24 protein-coding genes are annotated in these 23,195 nt (G+C 30.0%); 17 read left to right on the top strand and 7 right to left on the bottom strand.

Annotated elements, in window-relative coordinates:
- Positions 1-24: 24 nt before the first annotated feature.
- Entirely contained in the window at positions 25-3,789 is a 3,765-nt protein-coding gene (locus N534_RS0110930) for a transglutaminase domain-containing protein (RefSeq protein ID WP_197017715.1), read from the top strand.
- Between the two features lie 63 nt (positions 3,790-3,852).
- Here the strand turns inward: N534_RS0110930 and N534_RS0110925 are convergent, their stop codons facing one another.
- From N534_RS0110925 to N534_RS0110910, 4 genes are read right to left on the bottom strand one after another with little or no spacing between them, the layout of a single operon-like run.
- Positions 3,853-4,581: a head GIN domain-containing protein gene (locus N534_RS0110925; RefSeq protein ID WP_028892524.1), complete on the bottom strand. Its 729-nt coding sequence runs from the start codon at positions 4,579-4,581 to the stop codon at positions 3,853-3,855.
- 22 nt (positions 4,582-4,603) lie between these two features.
- Entirely contained in the window at positions 4,604-5,680 is a 1,077-nt protein-coding gene (locus N534_RS0110920; RefSeq protein WP_028892523.1) for a hypothetical protein, read from the bottom strand.
- A complete protein-coding gene (locus tag N534_RS0110915; RefSeq protein ID WP_028892522.1) occupies positions 5,667-6,197 on the bottom strand; it encodes a hypothetical protein in 531 nt (176 codons plus the stop codon). The genes N534_RS0110920 and N534_RS0110915 overlap by 14 nt, the downstream gene beginning before the upstream one ends.
- A complete protein-coding gene (locus N534_RS0110910; protein WP_051435906.1) occupies positions 6,187-6,762 on the bottom strand; it encodes an RNA polymerase sigma factor in 576 nt (191 codons plus the stop codon). Before N534_RS0110910 ends, N534_RS0110915 begins: the two co-directional genes overlap by 11 nt.
- Positions 6,763-6,964: 202 nt before the next feature.
- On the opposite strand from N534_RS0110910, the gene N534_RS0110905 reads away from it, so the two are divergent.
- The 9 genes from N534_RS0110905 to N534_RS0110865 all read left to right on the top strand — a co-directional run bounded on the left by N534_RS0110905 (position 6,965) and on the right by N534_RS0110865 (position 15,829).
- Entirely contained in the window at positions 6,965-7,822 is an 858-nt protein-coding gene (locus N534_RS0110905) for a hydroxymethylglutaryl-CoA lyase (RefSeq protein WP_028892520.1), read from the top strand.
- An 85-nt stretch (positions 7,823-7,907) separates the two neighbouring features.
- Complete coding sequence (locus N534_RS0110900) at positions 7,908-8,627, top strand: hypothetical protein (RefSeq protein WP_028892519.1); 720 nt, start codon at positions 7,908-7,910, stop codon at positions 8,625-8,627.
- Positions 8,628-8,665: 38 nt separating this feature from the next.
- Positions 8,666-10,216, top strand: a complete 1,551-nt coding sequence (locus tag N534_RS0110895; protein WP_028892518.1) for a bifunctional UDP-sugar hydrolase/5'-nucleotidase — start codon at positions 8,666-8,668, stop codon at positions 10,214-10,216.
- Positions 10,217-10,360: 144 nt separating this feature from the next.
- Positions 10,361-11,563: a hypothetical protein gene (locus tag N534_RS0110890; protein ID WP_028892517.1), complete on the top strand. Its 1,203-nt coding sequence runs from the start codon at positions 10,361-10,363 to the stop codon at positions 11,561-11,563.
- 98 nt (positions 11,564-11,661) lie between these two features.
- The gene (locus N534_RS0110885; RefSeq protein ID WP_028892516.1) at positions 11,662-12,198 is read left to right on the top strand and encodes an FMN-binding protein; all 537 of its coding nucleotides are present in this window, start codon (positions 11,662-11,664) and stop codon (positions 12,196-12,198) included.
- A complete protein-coding gene (locus N534_RS0110880; protein WP_028892515.1) occupies positions 12,199-12,690 on the top strand; it encodes a hypothetical protein in 492 nt (163 codons plus the stop codon). It begins immediately after the preceding gene.
- 143 nt (positions 12,691-12,833) lie between these two features.
- Positions 12,834-13,367, top strand: a complete 534-nt coding sequence (locus tag N534_RS0110875) for a hypothetical protein (RefSeq protein WP_028892514.1) — start codon at positions 12,834-12,836, stop codon at positions 13,365-13,367.
- A 2-nt stretch (positions 13,368-13,369) separates the two neighbouring features.
- Positions 13,370-15,082 carry a tetratricopeptide repeat-containing sensor histidine kinase gene (locus N534_RS0110870; RefSeq protein WP_156025603.1) on the top strand — a complete coding sequence of 571 codons (1,713 nt, stop codon included), beginning with the start codon at positions 13,370-13,372 and terminating at the stop codon, positions 15,080-15,082.
- A gap of 3 nt (positions 15,083-15,085) precedes the next feature.
- Positions 15,086-15,829 carry a LytTR family DNA-binding domain-containing protein gene (locus tag N534_RS0110865; RefSeq protein ID WP_028892512.1) on the top strand — a complete coding sequence of 248 codons (744 nt, stop codon included), beginning with the start codon at positions 15,086-15,088 and terminating at the stop codon, positions 15,827-15,829.
- Here the strand turns inward: N534_RS0110865 and N534_RS0110860 are convergent, their stop codons facing one another.
- Both N534_RS0110860 and N534_RS0110855 read right to left on the bottom strand, forming a co-directional pair.
- Positions 15,830-16,099, bottom strand: a complete 270-nt coding sequence (locus tag N534_RS0110860; RefSeq protein WP_028892511.1) for a hypothetical protein — start codon at positions 16,097-16,099, stop codon at positions 15,830-15,832.
- A gap of 263 nt (positions 16,100-16,362) precedes the next feature.
- The gene (locus N534_RS0110855; RefSeq protein ID WP_028892510.1) at positions 16,363-16,773 is read right to left on the bottom strand and encodes a DUF1842 domain-containing protein; all 411 of its coding nucleotides are present in this window, start codon (positions 16,771-16,773) and stop codon (positions 16,363-16,365) included.
- 281 nt (positions 16,774-17,054) lie between these two features.
- Between N534_RS0110855 and guaB the strand changes: the two genes are divergently transcribed.
- A complete protein-coding gene (guaB, locus tag N534_RS0110850; protein ID WP_028892509.1) occupies positions 17,055-18,530 on the top strand; it encodes an IMP dehydrogenase in 1,476 nt (491 codons plus the stop codon).
- An 82-nt stretch (positions 18,531-18,612) separates the two neighbouring features.
- On the opposite strand, the gene N534_RS0110845 is transcribed toward guaB, so the two are convergent.
- The gene (locus N534_RS0110845) at positions 18,613-19,380 is read right to left on the bottom strand and encodes a hypothetical protein (protein WP_028892508.1); all 768 of its coding nucleotides are present in this window, start codon (positions 19,378-19,380) and stop codon (positions 18,613-18,615) included.
- Positions 19,381-19,751: 371 nt separating this feature from the next.
- On the opposite strand from N534_RS0110845, the gene N534_RS15335 reads away from it, so the two are divergent.
- The 6 genes from N534_RS15335 (at position 19,752) to yidD (ending at position 23,155) form a co-directional block, all read left to right on the top strand.
- Entirely contained in the window at positions 19,752-19,928 is a 177-nt protein-coding gene (locus N534_RS15335; protein ID WP_156025602.1) for a hypothetical protein, read from the top strand.
- A 36-nt stretch (positions 19,929-19,964) separates the two neighbouring features.
- On the top strand, positions 19,965-21,707 hold the full coding sequence (locus N534_RS0110830; protein ID WP_028892507.1) for an ATP-binding protein: 1,743 nt from the start codon (positions 19,965-19,967) through the stop codon (positions 21,705-21,707).
- Between the two features lie 2 nt (positions 21,708-21,709).
- Positions 21,710-22,375 carry a response regulator transcription factor gene (locus N534_RS0110825; RefSeq protein WP_028892506.1) on the top strand — a complete coding sequence of 222 codons (666 nt, stop codon included), beginning with the start codon at positions 21,710-21,712 and terminating at the stop codon, positions 22,373-22,375.
- Positions 22,376-22,466: 91 nt separating this feature from the next.
- The gene (locus N534_RS15460) at positions 22,467-22,616 is read left to right on the top strand and encodes a hypothetical protein (RefSeq protein ID WP_170141641.1); all 150 of its coding nucleotides are present in this window, start codon (positions 22,467-22,469) and stop codon (positions 22,614-22,616) included.
- Positions 22,617-22,640: 24 nt separating this feature from the next.
- Positions 22,641-22,874 (top strand): hypothetical protein, encoded by a 234-nt coding sequence (locus tag N534_RS0110815; protein ID WP_028892505.1) that lies wholly within the window; start codon positions 22,641-22,643, stop codon positions 22,872-22,874.
- The gene (gene yidD, locus N534_RS0110810; RefSeq protein ID WP_028892504.1) at positions 22,874-23,155 is read left to right on the top strand and encodes a membrane protein insertion efficiency factor YidD; all 282 of its coding nucleotides are present in this window, start codon (positions 22,874-22,876) and stop codon (positions 23,153-23,155) included. Before N534_RS0110815 ends, yidD begins: the two co-directional genes overlap by 1 nt.
- Positions 23,156-23,195 lie beyond the last annotated feature (40 nt).

Genomic DNA, 23,195 nt, shown 5'->3' with positions numbered 1-23,195 from the left:
ACTTATTATTTAACTTATTCAAAAATGAAAAGTATATTTATTTATGCACTTTTCTTATTTCTTTCGTCAACTTTATATGCACAAAAAAACACCAAAATATGGGAGGCTTTATTAAATAACAATAGAGAAAAAGCCAATAGTTTAGTAGGTAAACTAAATATAGAGGATGATGTAGAAAATCTCGTTTTGAAGAAATTAGTAGAAATGGAAAATGGAAACATGAGAAGTGACTATAATTTTTTAAAAAGGATTTCTAATTATGAAGACTATGAAAATTATATGTTCTCTAATTGGACAATGACTTATTTTTTTAGCGACTATTTTGATGCAGGATTTAATTTTGAAACATATAACTCACCGCACTTAATTGATGCATCTAAAATAAAAAATACAACAGTTCAGAATGGACTTTTTTACTTACAATCTATAACAAAAAGACATCTTAAAGATTGGACTGCTTACACCGAATTAATGAGTAATATTAATGCGGTTAGAGGATGGGAATATTGTGGTGTTTTTGAAAATTTAAATTCTAGTGGTATAGATATGTCTTATCCCCCAGAAGAAGAAGTGTCTAATAAAGTCGTTTTTGATGCTCAAAGTAATGGAGATGCACAATGGTATAAATCATCAAATAATACTGAAGCGTATAACTTTTTTACGAATCACTCAGAATATGGTGCAGGCGTTCATTATGCTCAAACATTTATTAATTCTTCAAAAGACCAGAGAGTTCGATTTAAAATAGGAAAATCGGGATTGATTCGTCTTTGGTTAAATGATGCGTTAGTCTTAGAAGATGATGATCAATATTACACAGAATTAGATGCTTATACTTATGAGGTTAACCTTCAAAAGGGCGTTAATAGAGTGTTGGTTAAGTTAGCAACTAATGGCGGAACCCCTTATTTTATTTTGCGTTTAGAGGATTTAGAAGGTAAATCTTTAAATAATTATGAGGTTTCTTTTGAGGAAAGAAATTATAAAAAAAGGAATACAGAAGAAGTAAAAGCTAAATTAATTCCTCATGATGTGGAAACATATTTTGAAAACAGGCTTAATGATACAAGTTATGATACTAATTTAACAAAATTTAGCTTGTTTCTTACATATTACAGAAACGGAAAAATAAATAAAGCAATTAATCTTTTAGAGGAATGGTATGTAAAATACCCAAAAAGTTCATTAATACGTTCATGTTTAATGAAGTGTTATACAACTAAAGGAGATAATAGCGCCTTAAAAAGGATACAAGATAATTTAAAAAGGGAAGACCCTGAATATTATTTATCGTCTTTTATAGAGTATCAAAACTTTGATGATTTAATGAGGTTAGATATTGAGACGTATGAAAAGAAGATGAAAAAAATAAAGAATTCGATTGATTATCCATTTATGGAAAAGGTATCAGAGTTTATGATTTTTTTACGTCGAGAAGATAAGCAAAATATGAGAGAGAAGTTAGATGAGTTGTTAGCAGATGAAACATTATTATCTTCTATGAAACCTGTGTTTTCTGAATTTTATACTAATCTTTTTAATGATGATAAGACAACTATAAACACTTTAGAAAAGTATAATAAATCAGAGTTCAACTCCGAAATAATAAAATATTTAGCCTATTACTATAAAAAACAAAATAGAATTGAAGATGTTGTTGATTTGTATACAGAGGTTATAAATAGATTTGATTACGATAATGATTTTTTGTACACATTAATTCAATTATTACATGATACAAACCAGTATAAGAGATCTTTGCCATTTATAGAAAGAGGAATAAAAAACTACCCTAATTCATATTCTTTTGTTAAAGCAAAAGGAGATGTGTATGCCCAGTTAGGCAAGAAAAAAGAAGCAATAGAATTATATAAAATAGCTTTAGTAAGAAATTCATCTGATCTTAAATTAAGAAAAAAAATTAATGATTTAGAAAATAAAAAAAATGTACTAGATGAGTTTAGTTTAAAAGAAGCGTATACTTTTATAAAAGAAAATAGAGGCAAGAATATCACGAATAATTATGGTGTAAATACATTATTAAATCAAGTAGCTGTTCTAAGTTATGAAAGAGGAGGAGGAGAGTTTCATGAAACACTTATTCATGAAGTAACGTCACTCAATGGTATTAATATTTTTAAAGAATATAATTTAGGTTTATCAGGAGATTATCAAATAAAGAAGGCAGAAATAGTAAAACCTAATGGAGAAACTGTACCGGCAGATCGTAATGGGGCTAATCTTGTTTTTTCAGGATTAGAAATAGGCGATGTTGTTTACGTAGATTATACAACAACTTATTCATCTTATGGTAGATTCTACAAAGACTATGTGTTAAGCCATACTTTTAAAGGGTACCATCCAGTTTTTAAAAGTGTTTATAGATTTTTAACCATTGATAAAAAAGTGAATTATGTAGAGAAAAATGGTAAAATTAACTACAATAGCTATAAAAAAGGAGGTTACTATGTTCATGAGTGGAAGTTAGAAAATATACCTAACATCCCTATTACAGAAGATTTTATGCCTGCATTTAATGATGTAGTAACAAGATTAAGTATTAGCTCGATAGATTCTTGGAACGATATTGCAATTTGGTATTCAGATATCGTAAGAAAACAACTAAGGGTAGATAAAGAAGTTGAAGAGACCTTTAATGAGATATTTAAAGAAGGATATAAACAATTGTCAGAAAATGAAAGGGCAAAAAAAATATATTATTATATAACAGACAATTTAAATTATAGCCATGTAAGTTTTAGACAAGGAGGGTATGTACCACAAAAACCATCTAAAACATTAAAAACAAAATTAGGAGACTGTAAAGATTTCTCATCGTTGTTTTTAGTACTAGCTAAAAAAGCTGAGTTAGACGTAAATATGGTTTTAATTTTAACAGCAGATTATGCTAAAAATCAGCTATTACTCCCTAGTACTGACTTCAATCATTGTATTGTAAAAGTTAAAATAGAAGGTAAAGATCAATTTTTAGAACTTACAGACAAGAATCTTCCGTTTAAATCTTTACCAATGTCTTTGCGTGAAGCTACAGCTCTAGAAATACCTTATGATAATTTAACTCAAAATAGGTATGATTTATTTAAACTAGATAAAGTGTCTAGAGAAAAGACAACATTTACAAGTGTTACAGAATTAGATTTAAACAGAGAAGAATCAGATATTGAATTAAGAAGTAAGATTACAGGTCATTTAGCGTCTTATTATATTGATGTTATAAAGAATAAAGAGGGTAAATTGTTAAAAGATGAACTACATCAAGAGCTTTCTAATAGAGCAAGTGAAACAGTAAAGTTAATTAATATTGAAAAAGTAAGTTTAAATAAAGATAAAGGAGAGGCTGCTTATACTATGAAGTTAACTTCTGATATTAAGATAAGTAAGGTAGGAGGTATGCAAACATTTAAGGTGCCTTACTTCTTAAATCCGTATAATAATTCGATTATTCAGTTAGAAAAACGGTCATATCCAATAGATTATAGGCAGTATGAGAATACCGATTATTATAGAGAAAAAATAATTATAAAGCTTAAAGAAAATGAAGAGTTTGTTGGGTTACCAGAGAACACAACTTATAGTTTTAAGAACCATTTTTTTTCTATTTCGTATAAATTAATTAAAGAAAATCATTTAGAAATAAATATTGAAGCTGATGTAAACTCTAATTTAATAACTTCTGAAGAGTATCCTGATTTTAAGGATTTTGTGGAGAAAGTTTTAGATACAAGGGAGGTTTTAATTGCATTTAAGTACACAGACCCGATAGATTAATAAATAAAAAATCCGCTGTAAATTTATAGCGGATTTTTTAGTTGTAGTTAGTTTATACTGAGTTTAGTTTTTGTCAACCACGTCTCCAGAACCTAAAGAGTTACTATCAATTTGAGATGGATTTCCTTTGTAGTAAACGCTTCCAGATCCAACTACAGTTGCTTTGATTTTATTTTTAACTGAAATTTGTACATCACCAGATCCAGCAATACTAGCTTTTAAAGAATTAGCATCTAATTCGTAAGCTTTTACATCTCCAGAACCTCCAATAGAACATTTTAAATAGTCAGTTTTCCCTTTTAATTTAATACTTCCAGAGCCTCCAATTGAAGTCTTAACAGTATTAGCATCTACATTAGCTACAATATTTCCAGAACCTCCTAAAGCAAAAGATACTTCATCGGCTTTAATACGTTTTTTAGCAATTATGTTACCCGATCCTCCTAGCGAAACAGATTCTAGATTTTCAAAAGGAACAGTAATTGTTAATTTTTTAGTCATACTAATGTTAGTGTTGTCTTTAAATCCAAGGTATAGTTTTCCGTTTTTAACTTCAGTTTCAACATATTTTAAGATGTTTTCTTCTCCTTCAATTGTTAACTTACCTTCATTACCCTCAATTAAATAAACATCGAAAGAGCCTCCTACGCTTACTTTTTCAAAAGAACCGACATTACGTGTTTCAGTAGTAACATTTCCGTTTCCTCTTACTTTTTTAGAATTCCACCAACTTTGTGCCTGCGTTTGTAAGCTGAAAGTAAGGGTAAGTAATATAATTGCTAATTTTTTCATAATAATATAATTTATAAGTTGGTTAATCATTTAGTTTTAAAGAGACACCACCATAGTTAGATTTAATGGTAATCTTTGAATTCGAATTTCCTTTGCCAAAAGTACCTTCATAGTATTTTTTAGATGTTTTTTTGATGCTTTTGTATAGCTCTACATTGTTATCAGGATAGCCAAAACTAGCATAAGATAAATCGATTGTAAAGTTGAAATTATTACTGTTACTAGTTCCTAATTTAATACTAGCATGGTTTCCATCAATAACGATTTTATCAAATCCTTTAACGATGTTTTGAATTCTAATTCCGCCATAATCGCTATTAATTTTTAAGCTCTTTTTAAGTGTGCCTATTTTAACACTAGCGTAATCAGAATTCCCTATTACGTTTGTTGCTTCATCAGCAGAAATACTTCCGTAGTCACTATTAAATGTAATGTCATTGGCTTCCCCAATTTTTATGGTTGAATAGTCTGCACTTACTTTTAAGTTGTTAGATTTTCTAATAGTTAATTTAGAATAATCAACATTAAGATTTCCTGATTTCATATAGCTGATTTCAGAAGAGCCACAATAATCTAAGCTAATATTGTTGTTATTATTAAGTAATTGATCAATTTGAATTTTACCATAATCACAGTTAATATTTGATTTTCCTTCAAGTTTATCTAATAAGTATATATTTCCATACTTATTGTGTAAGTCAGCATTGTTGGTAATGGGCATCCTTACCGAATAATTAATTTTATAATTTGTATTGTTGCTACCTCCCCACCAAGACCAAGAAGATTTACTTTTTTCTATAATAGTTCTTGCCTCAACTAAACTGGAAGTGGATTCAAATTGAATATCAATATCTTTTAATTTACGTTCAACGCTTGAAAGATCATCACCTTTTACAGTTATTTTAACATTGATTTCTATACGGTTTTCATTCCATGTAGTTACGTTTACATTTCCGTATTTGTTGTTAATGTATAAAGTAGCGTTTTTGTTAACGTTAAACGTTTTGCTAATATTCTTGCTTTTTTCGTGTTTTCTATCGTTAGCGATAAGAATGGTAGGAATAAATAAGAATAAGAAAAGTAGTTTATATAATTTCATCGTCTAATAATTCTAATTTTGCTGGGTTTTGTAATTGCTCTAATTGTAAAAGAAGCCTTTCTAACACATCTAATCGTTGCTGATAATTTTGTATCATTTCTCGTATGATTTGACGTTTGTTTTCTTTTTTAGAAAGCTCTTTTTCAAGAGAGTTATATTGGTCTTCTAGTTCTTCAATTTCATTTAATGAATCTTCAATAATTGTTTCGGTTTCTAAACTTCTAAACTGTTCAACTTCTTTTAATTCTTGGTTTAGAGTTGTAACAAAAAAGTTTTGAGCTTCAGCCATTTTAGGTGAAACATCTGCTAGAGTATACGTTTTTTGTTGCTGGTAGTTACCAAGATAAAAACCTAACATTAATACAATTGATGCAGCTATACTCATCCAGAAAATTGAAGGTTTTTTATTTCTCTTCGGATTTTCTAGTTTACGCTGAAAACGTTCTAAATGTCCTTGATGAGGTTCAAAAACATCGAAATCATTTTCTTTAAAAAATTGATGTAGTTTATCCTCCATATCCTTGTGTTTTATTAGTATCGTTTACCAATACTTGTTTTAATTTCTTTTTAGCTCTTGATATTGTTGTGCGCACATTTTCGTTAGTATAATCCAATATCTGAGCTATTTCTTCATAATCATAGCCTTCAATTAAGTTCAAAGTCAATACAATTCTGTAATTATCTTTTAAACTTTGCAAACAGTTGAGTACTCTTTGTACTTCAAGAGAGCTATAATCTATCTCAACTTCTTCGATTTCATAATTCGGAATCACATCCATTTTAACTTCATCATATCGGGTTACTTTTTTTAGTTGCGTTAAACTTTTATTAATAACTATTCGTTTTAACCAAGCACCAAAAGTAACTTCGCCTTTAAAAGAGTTTAATTTTGTGAAAGCAGTTAAAAATGCTTCTTGAATTAAATCTTCAGCTTCGAACTCGTCTTTTAAAATACGAAACGACGTGTTATACATAGCTTTATAATAGCTTTGATACACTTGCATTTGTGCAGTGCTATCGTTTTTCTTACAGCGTTCGATTAGTTGGTTGATATGTGTTTTTTGCGACTCCAATGAAATCATTCTATACTAGAGACAATTTAACTTTTAAATTGTGACAGTTTGTTTTAATAAAAGTAACTTTTTTTGATAAAAGAGATTGTTTTTTTATGGAGTTTGATTATAAGTTACTGGATTTTAAATATTTGTGATGTTCTTTTTTTGTAAGGGTTTGAAGCAATCTTAAATTAGATGAAGTGAACCAAAATTATGTATATTTGACACAATGGTTAACAGTGTTAAAATTATTGAATGCCCAAGAGATGCAATGCAAGGAATTAAAAGTCATTTTATTCCTACAGAAGCTAAGGCAAAATACATCAACTCACTGTTAAAGGTGGGGTTTGATACTATAGATTTTGGAAGTTTTGTGTCACCAAAGGCAATACCTCAAATGAGAGATACCGCAGAGGTTTTGTCAAAATTAGATTTATCGTCTACTACAAGTAAACTTTTAGCAATTATAGCTAACGTACGTGGGGCAAATGATGCATCACAGTTTGAAGAAATTGATTATTTAGGATATCCTTTCTCAATTTCTGAAAATTTTCAAATGCGTAATACACACAAAACAATAGAACAATCTATTGATACATTAAAAGAAGTTTTAACGATAGCTAATAGAACAAATAAAGAAGTGGTAGCTTATTTATCAATGGGGTTTGGAAATCCTTATGGTGATCCTTGGAATGTAGAGATTGTAGGAGAATGGACAGAGAAACTTTCTAACTTAGGTGTTAAGATATTATCTTTGTCAGACACTATTGGAAGTTCAACACCTGAAGATATAGATTATTTATTTTCAAACTTAATACCTAGTTATCCTCAAATTGAATTCGGAGCGCATCTTCATACAACACCAACCAAATGGCACGAAAAAGTAGATAGTGCTTTCAAAGCAGGCTGTAGGCGTTTTGACGGGGCTATAAAAGGTTATGGAGGTTGTCCAATGGCAAAAGATGAGTTGACAGGTAATATGCCTACAGAGAAATTACTGTCATATTTTACAGCAAATAAAGTTGAAACTAATATAAAACCAATGAGTTTTGAAAGTGCCTATAATAAAGCACTTGAAGTTTTTTAAAAGATTATGAAATTAATACATATTATTTTTCTTTTTTTCAGCCTTTTCTCAAGCTACAGATAGTGAGAGAATAGGGACATGGAGTGTGAAAAATGGTGAAATAATACGAAATAGATCTAAAAACGATCAACTGGCCATTTATTATTGGAATGAATTCAATAGAATTTTCCCTCAAGAGTTGACCAAAAAATATATCAAGAGAATTGTTTTAATGACTGACGGACTTGATGAAAAAACAGGTGCTTTGGTGGCTTTGAGTTCAAAAAATGACAAATGGCAACTAGAAATAGATGTTAATGATGTTAACTTTTATTCTAAAGATAAAAAAAGACTTCATGAGTCTGTTTACACTTTAGTACACGAGTTTGGACATTTACTTACCTTAAACAGAACACAAATACGTCCTACCGATAAAAAACTACAAGATGAAGGAGAGTTGTATTTAACTTTAGAAGGAGAGGCGTATAAAAATAGTTACATCAATAGGTTTGTTAATTTGTTTTGGAAAGGAGCATTGTTAAATCGTTGGGATGTAATTCAGCGTAAATATTGCTATACTGAAGCGAACTGTGTTGAAAAATTATATGACTTGTATTTAAATAATAGAACAGAGTTCCTTACAGATTACGCTGCTGAAAGTCCAGAAGAAGATATTGTTGAAAGCTGGACAGCCTTTGTACTAAGACCTAAGATTAAAAAACCTAGAACGATTGCGCATAAGAAAATCAATTTCTTTTACCAATTTCCAGAATTGGTAGAATATAGAAGAATGATTCGACAAAACACACGCCAATATCTTCATTAGAATTTGTAAATTTGGTTTCTTTTTTAAAGTAAAATCAAATGAAACAGATTAGAATTCTTTTAGTACTTTTTATAACCTTATTTATAGTTAGTTGTAACTCCAATAAAAAAACAGCTAACACTTCTACAAACAAATATCAGTTTACAAAAGATGCTGATAAAACGTATTTTACAATTCTTCAGCTAAACGATGTATATGAAATAGCTCCAATACAAGGAGGTAAATATGGAGGAATGGCAAGGGTAGAAACAGTACATCAAAATTTACTTAAAGAAAACGAGCAAACAATGCTAGTTTTAGCAGGAGACTTTTTATCACCATCTTTAATAGGAACTATGAGACATAATGGAGAACGTGTTAGAGGTAAGCAAATGGTAGAAGTAATGAATGCAATGAACTTTGATGTAGTTGCTTTTGGTAATCATGAATTCGATTTAAGTTATACAAACTTACAAGCGAGATTAAATGAAAGTAAATTTGAATGGATTTCTGCCAATGTTTTACATAATAGAGATGGTGAGCATTCATATTTTTATAAATCTATTGATGGAGAAAAACATAGCTTAAAAGATTCTTACATAAAAGAATTTACAAATCCAGATGGTACAAAATTAAAGGTAGGTTTTATAAGTGTTTGTATTCCTTCTAATCCTAAGAGTTATGTATATTATGGTGATATGTACGAAGAGATAAAGCGAGCATATAATGAGATTAAAGACAATGTAGATATAGTTATTGGCTTAACTCACGCTTCGCTAACGCAAGACAAAGAAATAGCAAAATTACTACCTAATGTACCATTAATAATGGGAGGGCACGAACACACAAATAGCTACGATAAAGTAGGAGAGGTAGTAATAGCAAAAGCAGATGCAAATGCCAAAACAGCTTATATTCATAGATTTGAATATGATCCAGCAACAAAGAAAACTCAATTTAAATCTGAGTTAAAAGAAATTAATGATTCAATTGTTTCAAATGAAAAAGTACAAGCTGTAGTTGATAAATGGCAGGTTGTTTTACAAAATAAAATTCAAGAAGTAGTTTCTAACCCTTACGAAGTTTTATATACAGCTAAAGAGCCACTTGATGCAAGAGAAAGCACAATTAGAACTGTACAAACAAACATGGGGAAGATTATTGCAGAATCTATGAGCTTAGCCTATAACAATGAGGTTGATTGTGCATTAGTAAATGGAGGTTCTGTTAGAATAGACGATATACTAGCAGGAAATGTTAATGCCGTTGATATTTTTAGAGTTTTACCTTATGGGGGAGAAGTTTTAAAAGTAGAGATCAAAGGAAGTCTGTTAAAAGAAGTGTTAGATTTTGGAGAAGCAGCTTCTGGAACAGGAGCTTATTTACAACGATTTAATGCTAAGAAAGAAAATGAAGAATGGATACTTAAAAATGGCAAGCTTGAAGAAGACAAAACTTATACAGTTGCCTTTTCAGATTATTTATTAAGAGGACTTGATATACCTATGCTTTCGGATAAAAGTGAAGGAGTTATTAATATATATACACCTCAAAAAGAAGAAATAGCATACGATATACGTAAAGCCATTGTTAATTTTTTTAAAGGATAGAAATCTTAAAGTGCTGTTTATTAATTAAATACTAAAAACTGTTAATTTTATTTAAAATAAATCTTAATAAAATTTGTTAGATTGATTATCTCTACTAATTTTGCGGTCGTAAAATAAAAATAGTTTAAAATTAATCTAAATAAGATGAAAAAAGTATTTTTCGGTTTATTAGCAGGAGCATCATTATTCGCATCAGCGCAAACAGCTCCAAAAGATAGTATCCCAACTAACCCACAAACACAGCAAAATGCTGCGCAACGTCTTTTATCTTCAAATTTAAGTCAACAAGGATTAACAGTAGGTGGTTATGGTGAGGTTCATTACAATAGAGCAACAGGAAAAAATGCAAATTTAGATGTGCATAGAGTTGTAATGTTATTTGGTTACAAGTTTAACGAAAGAACTCAATTTGTTACAGAAATTGAATTTGAACACGTAAAAGAAGTTTACATTGAACAAGCATTTTTACAGTATAGTTTAACAGATAATTTAAATGTAAATGCAGGTTTAATGTTAGTACCAATGGGTATTGTAAATGAGTATCACGAACCAACTACATTTAATGGAGTTGAAAGACCAAGTATGGATAAAGCAATTGTACCAACTACTTGGAGAGAAATTGGTTTAGGGTTATCTGGTAAATGGGATGAAGCTTCTTTACGTTACCAAGCTTATATGTTTAACGGATTTAATACAGGGTCGTATGATGCTGCTACAGGAGAATATACAGGTAAATTAGGAGGAGAAAACGGTTTACGTGGTGGTCGCCAAAAAGGAGCTGAATCTAAAATGAACAATATTAACTTCTCTGGAAAAGTAGATTACTATGGGTTACCAGGTTTACGTTTAGGATTATCAGGATATTTTGGTAGAACACAATCTGATAGAGCAATTGAAGATATTGACGGTGCTGATGTAGGAATTGCCATGTTAGGTTTAGACGCTCGTTACGCATATCAACGTTTTACTGCCCGTGGTCAGTTTATCCATGCTAGTTTATCGGATACTGAAGCATACAATAACTTATATGAAACGAATAATACTGATGATGCCTTAGGAAGTGAGTTACAAGGTTGGTATTTAGAAGCTGCTTATAACTTATTACCAATGACTAAAAAGCAACAATTATATGCTTTTGCTCGTTATGAAGACTATAACACACATGCAGCAGTAGACGGTGGTATTAGCAAAAATTTAGCTTATGACCGTGATGAGTGGACGTTTGGTTTAACTTATAAAGTAGCACCAGGAGCTGCATTTAAGGCAGATTACCAATTAAAGAATAATGCAGTAGCAGGTAGCCAAACAATAAAACAATTAAACTTAGGTTTCGGAGTTTGGTTCTAATGTAAACTGAAACATATTAAACTAAAAAACGAATCAAATTATGTTAATTTGGTTCGTTTTTTGTTTTTTATTTAGACTAATTCTAATATTTTTGTAACATGAGAAAACAACTATTATTTCCTTTTGTACTGTTTATAGCTTCTTTTAGCTTGTTATCATTTGTCATTCCTAAAAATGTACAAAAGAAAGTAACAAAAGAAATAAGTAAAACTTTTGAGGTAGAAACTTTTGATTTAGAGGAAATAAAAATTTCAAAAGATGTAAACGATTTGTTAGTTCGTAAAATTGAAGGAGAAAAGCTTTTTAAGATTGTTGTAAAAAACGAATTAATAGGGTATGCCTACGTAGATAAAGCTCCGAGTAAAACTGATGAGTTCGATTATTTAATTCTGTTAGATAAAGACTTAATTATAGTAAAAACTAAAGTGTTAATTTACCGTGAAGATTATGGTGGAGAGATAGGTAGTAAGCGCTGGTTAAAACAATTTAACGGTAAAACATCAAAAGATAAATTGAAGTATCAAAAAGATATTATGGCAATTTCAGGGGCAACTATATCAGCTTCTTCAATGACAATTGCTGTAAATACCTTTCTTCAAAACTTAGCAATTCTTCATCAAAATAAAGTATTATAAATGCAGGTTCACGGAGTTATTCATCAGTTTCCTAAAGAAATAAAACATTTAATAGTTGTTTTTGTAGCCACATTAAGTATAGGCTATTTTGGAGGTCTTTCATTTGTAAATGACACAACCAATGCGAGTTCTAAAGGAATACAAGAACGTTATTTAGGAAATGAAGATGATGAAGAAGCTACCAAAATGATGTTTAAAAAATCTTCAGGAGAAATAAAAACATTGGTGCATAACCATATTTTATCACTTTCAGTAATTTTCTTTTTATTGGCTATTATCTTGTCTACTACAAGTATTGGTATGAAACTTAAATTATTTTTAATGATAGAACCTTTCGTTTCTGTAGTATGTACCTTTGGTGGTATTTATGTAATGTGGACAGGTATTACTTGGATGAAATACGTAGTTATGGCTTCAGGTTTTTTAATGACAGCTGTGTATACAACTTCAATAATTGTTATTCTACAACAATTGTATTTTAAAAAGAAATAATAATTTTTTTCTATCTAAACTTCTTTTTTGAGAGAATAGTAATTTACTTTATAAAGTATTACTTAAAAATTATTTTAAGTAGGTTTTCTATATAGTCTTTTTATTGTAATTTTAGCCAATAACCAAACTTAAATTATAAAAACATGGGAAACCAAGTAAACGTTAATGGAGTTACATTGACATTAAAAGATTTTAGAAAATTTGATACTAATATTAGTTCAGAAAATGTACCGAAAGGGCCTTTAGTTAACATGTCTGGGTTTGAAGGTAGTAATGGAACTCCTTTTACCGTAACAGTTTTAGCGTATTTACCAGACAACCCTTTACAACCAATTGAAAAGACAGATGGTTTACAGCTTCAAGGAAACGAAATCTATTTAAACTATTACGGGATTACACCAATCAAAATACTAAATAAAGATGGTGGATACACTACAGTAAGTGGTAGAGATTTTAGAGTGGATTTTAATTGTAAAAAAGAAGCTAGCCATTTTGATTTGTATTACTTACAATTTACGTATCAGTTAGAAGAAGGGGCTGAATTAGCAGACATGATTTATGTTAGAGATAATAATACGAATCCAATTTTAGGTGATGTAAACGATGATCCTGTAACAGAAAGAGGTACGGTAACCACCCCTGCTACACCACCACCTCCAACAATGCCAAAAAAATAATTTTGAAAAAAGACTTTTTTTTTCTTTGGGTGTTTATATTCTTTTTTGGAATAAATAGTTATAGTCAAAAATCAAATTTCCTATATGAAAGAGGAAATGAAATTTGTCAAAAATCGAATAATAAAATTTTTTGCAAGGCTATAGAGTTTTATAATAAAAAGCAGTACGATTCATGTTATGCTTATAGCAATAGAGCTTTAATGATTGCAAGAACAAAAAAAGAGAAAGATTTTTTTAATTGTATTCAAGGTTATAGTGCGTTTATCAATAAACTTTACACTAAGGCTCTATTGAATATTTCTGAAATCTCAGAAGATAAATCTTATAATCAAATTAAATTATACTTATTAGGTAATATTTATTTGAATAGTAAGAAGTATGATAAATCAGTGTTGAGTTTTAAAGAATGGATAGAAAATGATTCTGTAAATAATAGAAGTGTTAGGAAGACTATTTATCATAATTTAGGGCTTTGCTATATTTATAAGAAAGATTATGCCAAGGCTAATGAATATTTTAATAAAGAATTAAATTTAATTCAGGCTATAGATACAGCAGCTTTAATTAGTGCTAAAATGGATCTAGCAAATGTATATTACAATCAATATTTAGATGATAAAGCAATTCCATTATTTAAAGAAGCTTATGATTTGTCAAAATTTTATTCTGATGTAAGGTTGAAGCAAAATTCAGCAAGAAATATGGCGGTTGTAGAGAAGAATAGGAAAAATTACCAGAAAAGTATAGAGTATTATATGGAATATGGTAATTGGAAAGACTCTATTTGGAACCGTGATAAAATTTGGGAGTTGACAGAAAAAGACAAACAATTAGCCGTAGCTCAGAAACAACAAGAAATCGTTTTACAAGAAGAAGAATTAAAGCGTCAAGCACTTGTACAAAAGAGTTTAGCTGTAGGAGCTTCCGGTTTATTAATTTTTCTCGGGTTTTTAGGTTATTTTTATAGAGAGTTAAAAAGTAAAAATAAGTTTATAACTCAGCAAAAAGAGGAGTTAAACGTAGCAAATAAAACCAAAGATTATTTGTTTTCTGTGGTATCTCACGATTTACGTTCACCAATAAATACAATTAAGCGACAACACGAAAAGCTAAAACGACAGTTAAAAAACAAAGAATACGATGCGGTAAGTGAAACTACTAACAATGCTATTGCGTTAACTGAAAGTACAAGTCACTTATTAAACAATGTGTTGCATTGGTCGTTAGAGCAAAACAACCAGTTATCATTTAAAGCAGAAGAGTATCCTTTAAAGCCCTTGGTAGAACAGGCTGTTTATAACTTTGAAGAAATCGCTGAAGCTAAAAACATTGCACTGACTACAAATTTAGAAGCTACTATTTTGGTAAAAGCTGACAAAGAGTCCTTAAAAATAGTATTGAGAAATTTGTTAGATAATGCTCTAAAATACACAGGAGAAAACGGTAAAATTGAAGTGAAAACCTATAAAGACTCTGAAGAATTTAGTACAATTGAAATTAAAGACACAGGTTTTGGAATTTCAGAAGAAAAACTAGCAAAAATTAAAGAATTAGAAGACTTGAGTATTGACAAAATTAACAGATCCGAAGGGGTAGGTTTGGGTATGTTACTCTGTCAAACACTTATTAAAAAGAATAACGGAAAATTACTCATAGATAGTGAGTTGAATGTGGGGACTACTATACGAATTTTGTTACCCAATGCAAGTGCATAAATTATGAAAAAACTACAATTATTATTGTTAGAAGATTCAGAAGAAGAAGCCTTAGAGCTTTCTTCTTTTTTAGAAGATAATGACTATGAAATATCATTAGCAAAAAATGCTGTAGAAGCAGAAAAGCTAATTAGAAACCGTTTTTTTGATGTTATCATATTAGATATTATGATTAACGGAAAACCAGATGGAATTTCATTAGCACACCGTTTGAATAAAGAAGGAATCAATGTACCTTTTTTATTCTTAACCAGTATGCAAGGAAGAGAAATTTTTGATGAAGCAAAACTAACCAATCCGTTAGTGTATCTTTTAAAACCATACAACAAGTTAGAGTTACTATTTTCTTTAGAGTTAGCTATCGAATCATGCTATCAGCAAAGTAATAGCATAAGCTTAGCATCAGATAACGCGGTGTTAAGTCCTGCTTTTTTGTTTATCAAGAAAAAAAGAAGTGTGGTAAAAGTAGATGTTTCCTCCATTAATTATGTAGAGGTAAAGGAAAAGTACTGTAGTTTAATTTGTGATTCAGGAAACTATCTTATTAAATTATCATTAACTAAGTTGAAAGACATGCTTTCTAATCCAGATTTTAAGCAAGTACATAGAAATTACTTAGTAAATGTTAAGAGAATTAAAGAGATTTATTTTGAAGACAATCTTATTGTTTTAGATAGTGGCGAAAAAATTCTTTTTAGTGAACGATATAAAAATGCATTTATAAAAGATAATACAATTTTTAGATAGCTATATAACTTTAGAAGCTAAACTTATTAAAAAGCCAAAGCCATTTTCGATATTAGAAATTGCTTTGGCTTTTTCATTGGTACTCATAGTAGCGTCATCAACTAGTTTAAGTGTTTTAACAATATTTGTATTGGTAATTTTACATTCCTTAGTTATATCGTTGATTTTAGTTGGGTTTAAATTAGTAAGAATAGCCAATTGCTGATTAAACTCTTTATCAGTTTGTAGCGTAGCTTGTTGTGCTAAATCATTCCAGTTTATAGTGTTCATATATGTTTTTTATTAATTACTTTTTCAATTTGTAATAGCTTGTTTACAGTAAAAAGCTTTACTCATAGCAGAGAGTAGTTAAAAGTAAAAAGGTTATGTGTTTGTATAATAGGATTTTCCCTGAACGTAAAAAAGTTGATTATCAACGTGCAAATTTTTAGATAAAAAAGACAATGAAAAACTAAAAAAAGAAACAAAGTCGCCCTTATAAAGAACGACTTTGCAAAGTTAGTGGTTAGTATACTAAGTTTGGTTAGAAGATACTAATTGTTTGATTTTACAGGTACATCATTAACTTCATTATTCCCATAAGTAAATCCACCTGTACCATTCCAATCATTATCAATATCCATATAGGCAGAAAATTTTTCTAAATAACTTCCTATTGCAGGAGGTGGAACTGAAATTACGTATTCACCGGTTAAGTTTACAATTTTTGTTACTTTACCATAACCTGTTGCACGAATACTACCTGTAACGTGTACGCTTATAGGTTTTGCATTGATTGCTTGAGTTATTTCTACCATTCCAGAAACAGAATTTGATACGGGAGAAACTACTAATGAAAAATGTGCAATAGGTGCTCCTGGCATACCAACGTTTCCAATAGTTCCTTTAGTTAAATATGCACCAACTAAAGTTGATTTAACTGTGTCTTGTGTTGCTGTACTCATAATTATTTTGTTTTAAGGTTTCTTATTCTTTTTATATGTTAATTAATTTTTTAGGTAGCTACAAGTTAAGAAATTTCATTACCGAAATTACAAATCAATTATAATCATTAAGAAAAAATATCCTTAAGCGTAAAGAATAGAAGAATGAATGTTGGTTATTAAATGGCGGAAACTATTTTGAAATTAAATTTAACGACTTAACCTAAACTTAAAGGTTATATTTACATAATTTGTAGTATATTTGCATGCAATTAATTAACAACACACTAAATTGATTGCATATGCAAGCTCATCAATCTAAAATACTAGGTGAAGGATTAACGTATGATGACGTTTTATTAGTTCCTGCCTACTCAGAAGTACTTCCAAGAGAAGTTTCAATCCAAACAAAATTTACAAGAAACATAACAATCAATGTTCCTATAGTGTCTGCAGCAATGGATACTGTAACCGAATCTGCTATGGCAATTGCTATAGCAAGAGAAGGAGGAATAGGAGTGTTGCATAAGAACATGACGATTGAGCAGCAAGCTCTTGAAGTTCGTAAGGTTAAACGTGCAGAAAGCGGTATGATCATCGATCCTATAACCTTATCATTAACTTCAATTGTGTTAGATGCAAAGCAAGCAATGCGAGAACATAAAATTGGAGGAATTCCAATTGTTGACGAAGCAGGAAAATTAGTAGGAATTGTTACAAATCGTGACTTACGTTTCGAAAAAAATAACGAGCGTCCTATTGTAGAGGTAATGACATCTGAAAATTTAGTAACTGTTGCTGAAGGAACGTCGTTAAAAGACGCAGAGGTAATTTTACAAGAAAATAAAATTGAAAAATTACCAGTTGTTAATGATGATGATAAATTAGTAGGGTTAATCACTTTTAGAGATATTACCAAGTTAACACAAAAACCAATTGCCAATAAAGATTCTTACGGACGTTTACGAGTAGCTGCTGCATTAGGAGTAACTCATGATGCTGTTGATAGAGCTGAAGCATTGGTAAATGCAGGAGTAGATGCTGTAATTATTGATACAGCACATGGACATACTCAAGGTGTAGTTTCAGTATTAAAGAAAGTAAAAGAGAAATTCCCAACGTTAGATGTAGTAGTTGGTAATATTGCAACACCAGACGCAGCTAAATATTTAGTTGAAGCTGGAGCAGATGCTGTAAAAGTAGGAATCGGACCAGGATCAATTTGTACTACTCGTGTAGTAGCAGGTGTTGGATTTCCTCAATTTTCTGCAGTGTTAGAAGTTGCCGCAGCTATTAAAGGAAGTGGAGTTCCAGTAATTGCAGATGGTGGTATTCGTTATACAGGAGATATACCAAAAGCGATTGCAGCTGGAGCAGATTGTGTGATGTTAGGATCGTTATTAGCGGGAACTAAAGAGTCTCCAGGAGAAACGATTATTTATGACGGAAGAAAATTCAAGTCTTACCGTGGAATGGGATCTGTTGAAGCGATGAAACAAGGATCGAAAGACCGTTATTTCCAAGATGTAGAAGATGATATCAAGAAGTTAGTTCCTGAAGGAATTGTAGGACGTGTGCCTTACAAAGGAGAGTTACAAGAAAGTATTCATCAGTTTGTTGGAGGTTTACGTGCAGGAATGGGGTATTGTGGAGCAAAAGATGTTGAAACCTTGAAAGAAACAGGAAAATTCATTCGTATTACTGCAAGTGGAATTAACGAAAGTCATCCACACGATGTAGCTATTACAAAGGAGGCACCAAATTACAGTAGAAGATAAACTAGTTGTTTATAAAATCATTCTTGCTATGAGCAGGAATCTAAAAAACAAAAACGCCGTTAATATTTATTAACGGCGTTTTTTATTCGTCTAATAAACCTTCACTATGTAAAATATCTCTAGTTATTGGGGCTAATTCTTTTAGTGTTTCAGGATGCACCCCTCTGGCTGTAAAAAACTCTCGCTTTTTATCTTTATTTCTTCCATACCAATAATTTGGTTTTCCTTCAGTAAAAAATGCCATATCCCTTATAAGAACTACTTTTTTAAAACGCTTAATATCTATATTATATAGCTCGTTTTTAATAGCTCCTTTAGTTATACATGCTGTAGTTTCATAGTGATTTTCTTTCCAAATAATACAATTATTGTTCTCAAATAAAGTATACTTATAAGTAAAAAGTAATATAAGAAAGAAAACAGAGGAGACTAAAAAATGTTTTTTAAATTTTAAAATAAAAGGCAGGATTTTTTCAGAAGTCTTTTTAATGTTGGTTTTTAACTCTTCTTCTGTTGTTGGTTTTTCTTTAATAATTGTTTTGATATAATCTTTTGTTTCTGAATTTTCTGTAAATGATTTTTTCTTGAAATCTTCAAAATCTTCAAATCCTAAATATTCAGCTATGAAATTCCGTTGATAACTATTAGGAGCTTTAACACTAACATCTTTTTTTTCTTCTATATATTTTTCATAGTAGCGTTTCGCTTTTCTTTCACCTATATAATTCTCATCGTTATAATCTGCTTTTTGGAGTTCGTTTACCCAAAAGAGAGCTTTAGCATTTTTATTGGTTTTAAACTCTCTTTCTTCAATGGTATTGAAAAAATCGATAAACAGTTGTTTAATCATGATAGTTTGGTGTTTGGACAAATGTATCCAAAGTGGTCACTTTTTGGTTACGGATATCCATAAAATAGACAATGCTGTTTGGTTAAAAACTGACCAGGTTTTGTCTGATAATAACCTGAAAAACCTTTTAATATTTGCATCAGAATTAATCGAAAAATAAAAAGAAAACAAATTGATTGGTTCTAATTAAAAGATAAAATATCGGTAAAGTTTCTTAGAAGGGAAGCTACTAAACAATACTGATACCAATCTTCACTTCCCGCGAAAGAGGCGCGCGACTCTTTTAAAAATTCTACACCCAATATGGTGTAACTGTAGCTAAGCAAAGTGCTTGGACAGGATAAATTTTATCAATTTTTAAAAGAAACAAAATGAACAAGGTTTTATTTATCATAACATTTTTAGTAAGCAATGGATTATATACATTAAACACAGATTCATCTACTGTAGTCCCACAAACAAATTCTACAGAAACAACGACAGATGATACAGGAGGGGGAAATAGCGGAGGAAACGATCATGATCCAGATCCAGAACCAGAAGATTAATTATTTTATTATAAGTTAATTTAATAATTTAGGAGAATGAAAACAAGAAAAGTAGTTCTCCTATTTTATTTATTATTTAGTAGTATTTTAGGTAATAGTCAAGAAAAAGAATTAAAAGAGAAAATATTAAATATCAGACAAGAGATATTAAATCTAGAAAAAGAAAAATTAGCAAAAAAATACTATCAATTAGGGTATTATTATAAAAAGGATAATAATATAGATAGTGCTTATAAATATTTTGATGCTTCAAAAAAAGAGTATGAAGCATTGGGAGATAGCATAAAAATAGCAGAAAAATTATTCAGTTTAGCAAAAATAGAATCTGAAATAGAATTATTTTTTAAAAGTGATTCTACGGCTATAAAAGCTCTTAAGTATTTAGGCAACAATAAAGGTAAATACTCTTTAACCACTTCTTTATACAACACATTAGGAATTAACGCAAATTCAAAAGAAAATTATAAGAACGCTATTTATTGGTATACTAAGGCAATGGAATTTGCAAAAGACTCAATAAAAAAATATCGTTACGAAAGTAATATAGCAAACAATTATATTTCTTTAAAAGAGTATAAATCAGCTATAAAAATATATGAAAATTTATTGTTGTCGTTAGAACCTTATACAGATAATAGTATTGGACTTAACTTAAAAGCAAAAGCACTTGATAATTATAATTATGCTAGATTATTAAATGGAGATGAAGTAAACGAGGATGATTTTTTAAAAACGCAAAAACTTAAAAAACAAACTAAAGATTTTAGAGCATTGGCGAGTAACTATTTTTATTTATATGTTTATTATGAAAAAATGAATATACCCGACACAGCTCAAAAATATGCATACCTAATGTATGATTTAGCTTCAAAATATGAAATGCCAAAGTATATCATTTTAGGTATAGATAAGATTTTATTGTCATCAAAACCAACAAAACTCCAGAAACTAGCTTTAGAAAGAATAAAACTACAAGACAGTATTACTGTATCAAAAAGAAAATTAAGAAATAAGTTTGCAACTTATATGTATAGCTATGAAGAAGAAAAAAAACAAAAACTTGAAGCTAGAGCAAAGTTAGCAGAGTCAAATCTTAGTTTAGAACAACAAAAATCTCAAAAGCAATTATTATGGTTTGTAGTAATTTTTACAATTCTATCTTCAATAGTATATTTCTTCTACAAAAGAGAAAAGAATAAAAAAGAAAAAGCCATAGAAGTATACAATACAGAAACCCGTTTAGCTAAAAAAATACATGATGAATTAGCAAACGATGTATACGCGGTAATGAATACATTGTACAATACATCAACAACAGATGCTAGGTTGCTTACAAGAATAGAGGAAATATATGCTCAAACCAGAAATATTTCTCACGAAAACAGCCCTATACTAACAGGAGAACACTTTGAGGATTTCTTAAAACAATTATTTATAGATTTTACAAGCGATCACTGTAAAGTAATTCATAAAGGATTGCTAGAGGTAAATATAAACCAGTTAGCCAAAGAAAAACAAATAGTAGTGTATAGGGTATTGCAAGAGCTTTTAGTAAACATGAAAAAATACAGTGAAGCAACGTTGGTGCTCGTAACTTTTTCAGTAGAAAAAAACAAACTATCAGTAGCGTATCAAGACAACGGAAAGGGAGTTGAAAATCTCTCTGTAAAAAATGGTTTGCAAAATATGGAAATCCGTATTAAATCAGTAGGAGGGTTTATTACTTTTGAATCGAAGCAAGAAAAAGGATTTAAAGCAAAGTTTCAATTTAAAAAGTAGTTATGTTCAAAAAAGTATTGATAGCCGAAGATGCCGATTTTATGTCAAGCGGAATAAAAGTAGCGTTAAAAGATATACAAATTCCAATTGTAGAGTATGCTCAATATTGTGATGAAGCTTTTTTAAAACTAAAGAAAGCGTGTTTAGATAATGAACCGTTCGATTTGTTAGTAAGCGATTTATCATTTAAAGACAATATAAACCCTCAGCGATTACAATCAGGAGAAGAATTAATTGCTGAAGCCAAAAAATTACAACCAACTTTAAAAACGGTAGTATTTTCAGTAGAAGACAAACCTTACCGAATTAAACAATTATGTAATGAGTTAGAAGTGGATGCTTATGTATGGAAATCCAATCACGGACAAAAGGAGTTGAAGAAAGCAGTACAGTTAGCTTATAACAATGAGTTTTTTATTACACCACAACTGGCACATGCCTTACGAGATAAAGAAGCCTTTGAAGTTACGGATTACGATGTGTTTTTATTACAACATTTAGCTGAAGGTTTAGATCAGAAAGAGATAAGTGAAGAATTAAAAAACAATAAAATTAAGCCAAGTAGTATAAGTTCAGTAGAAAAACGCTTAAAGCTACTAAAAGAAAGTTTCAATGCAAATAACCTCACTCAACTTATAGCTATTACCAAAGACTTTGGACTTATTTAAAAGTAAAAAACACAAAACCCTACGGAAACCCGTAGGGTTTTGTGTTTTTATAAAGGTAGGTTTGTAATGATATTAACAAAAAAATATAGATATGGCTGTAAAACACACACCAACAAATGAGGTTCATAAAGGAAGTAAGGGAGGAACGACAGGATGCGGTTTTGATACAACAGAGCACCCAGAACATTGGGTAAGTACTAGTGATAGAATTACTTGTGATAAAAATGGTTGTAAAAACTAAGAATCAAATTTTAAAGAGAGAGTTATGCAATATAAAGTAATACCCTTTACACCGTCTATTGATAGAAATAAAGGAAACTCAGCAAAAGTAGCACAACAATTAGAAGCTATTATTAGTAATTACAACGATCAAGGTTGGCGATATGTTCGACTTGAGAGTGTGGAAACTCATGTTCTCCCTGATTCAGGTTGTTTTGGAATAGGTTCTCAACCAGGATATACAGCATACAGACAAATGATTGTTTTTAGTAAAGAATAATGAAACATTTGTTACTTCTTTCTATAAAGGCGTATTGGAAGTTTAAACCAAAGGATAAGCCAGCACGCTGTATATTTAGAAAATCCTGTTCACATTATGTATATGAAGAAACAAAAAGAAAAGGACTGTTAGCAGGAATAAAAGCATTAAAATATCGGTTTAACAATTGTACTTATGGTTATGAACTGTATTTAAACCCGATTAGTGAGAATAAACAGATGTTGCTAAAGAATGGAGAAGTACTAGAAGAAGAGGAAATAGCAAAACGACTATTATATTGATTAAACCCTACGGATTTCCGTAGGGTTTAATGTTTTACAA

Origin of the sequence: Tenacibaculum sp. 47A_GOM-205m (genome assembly GCF_000518405.1) — a bacterium.
Taxonomy (GTDB): Bacteria; Bacteroidota; Bacteroidia; order Flavobacteriales; family Flavobacteriaceae; genus Polaribacter; species Polaribacter lutimaris.
The sequence above is the reverse complement of the archived record's forward strand: the minus strand, read 5'-3'. Positions and strand labels throughout refer to the sequence as shown.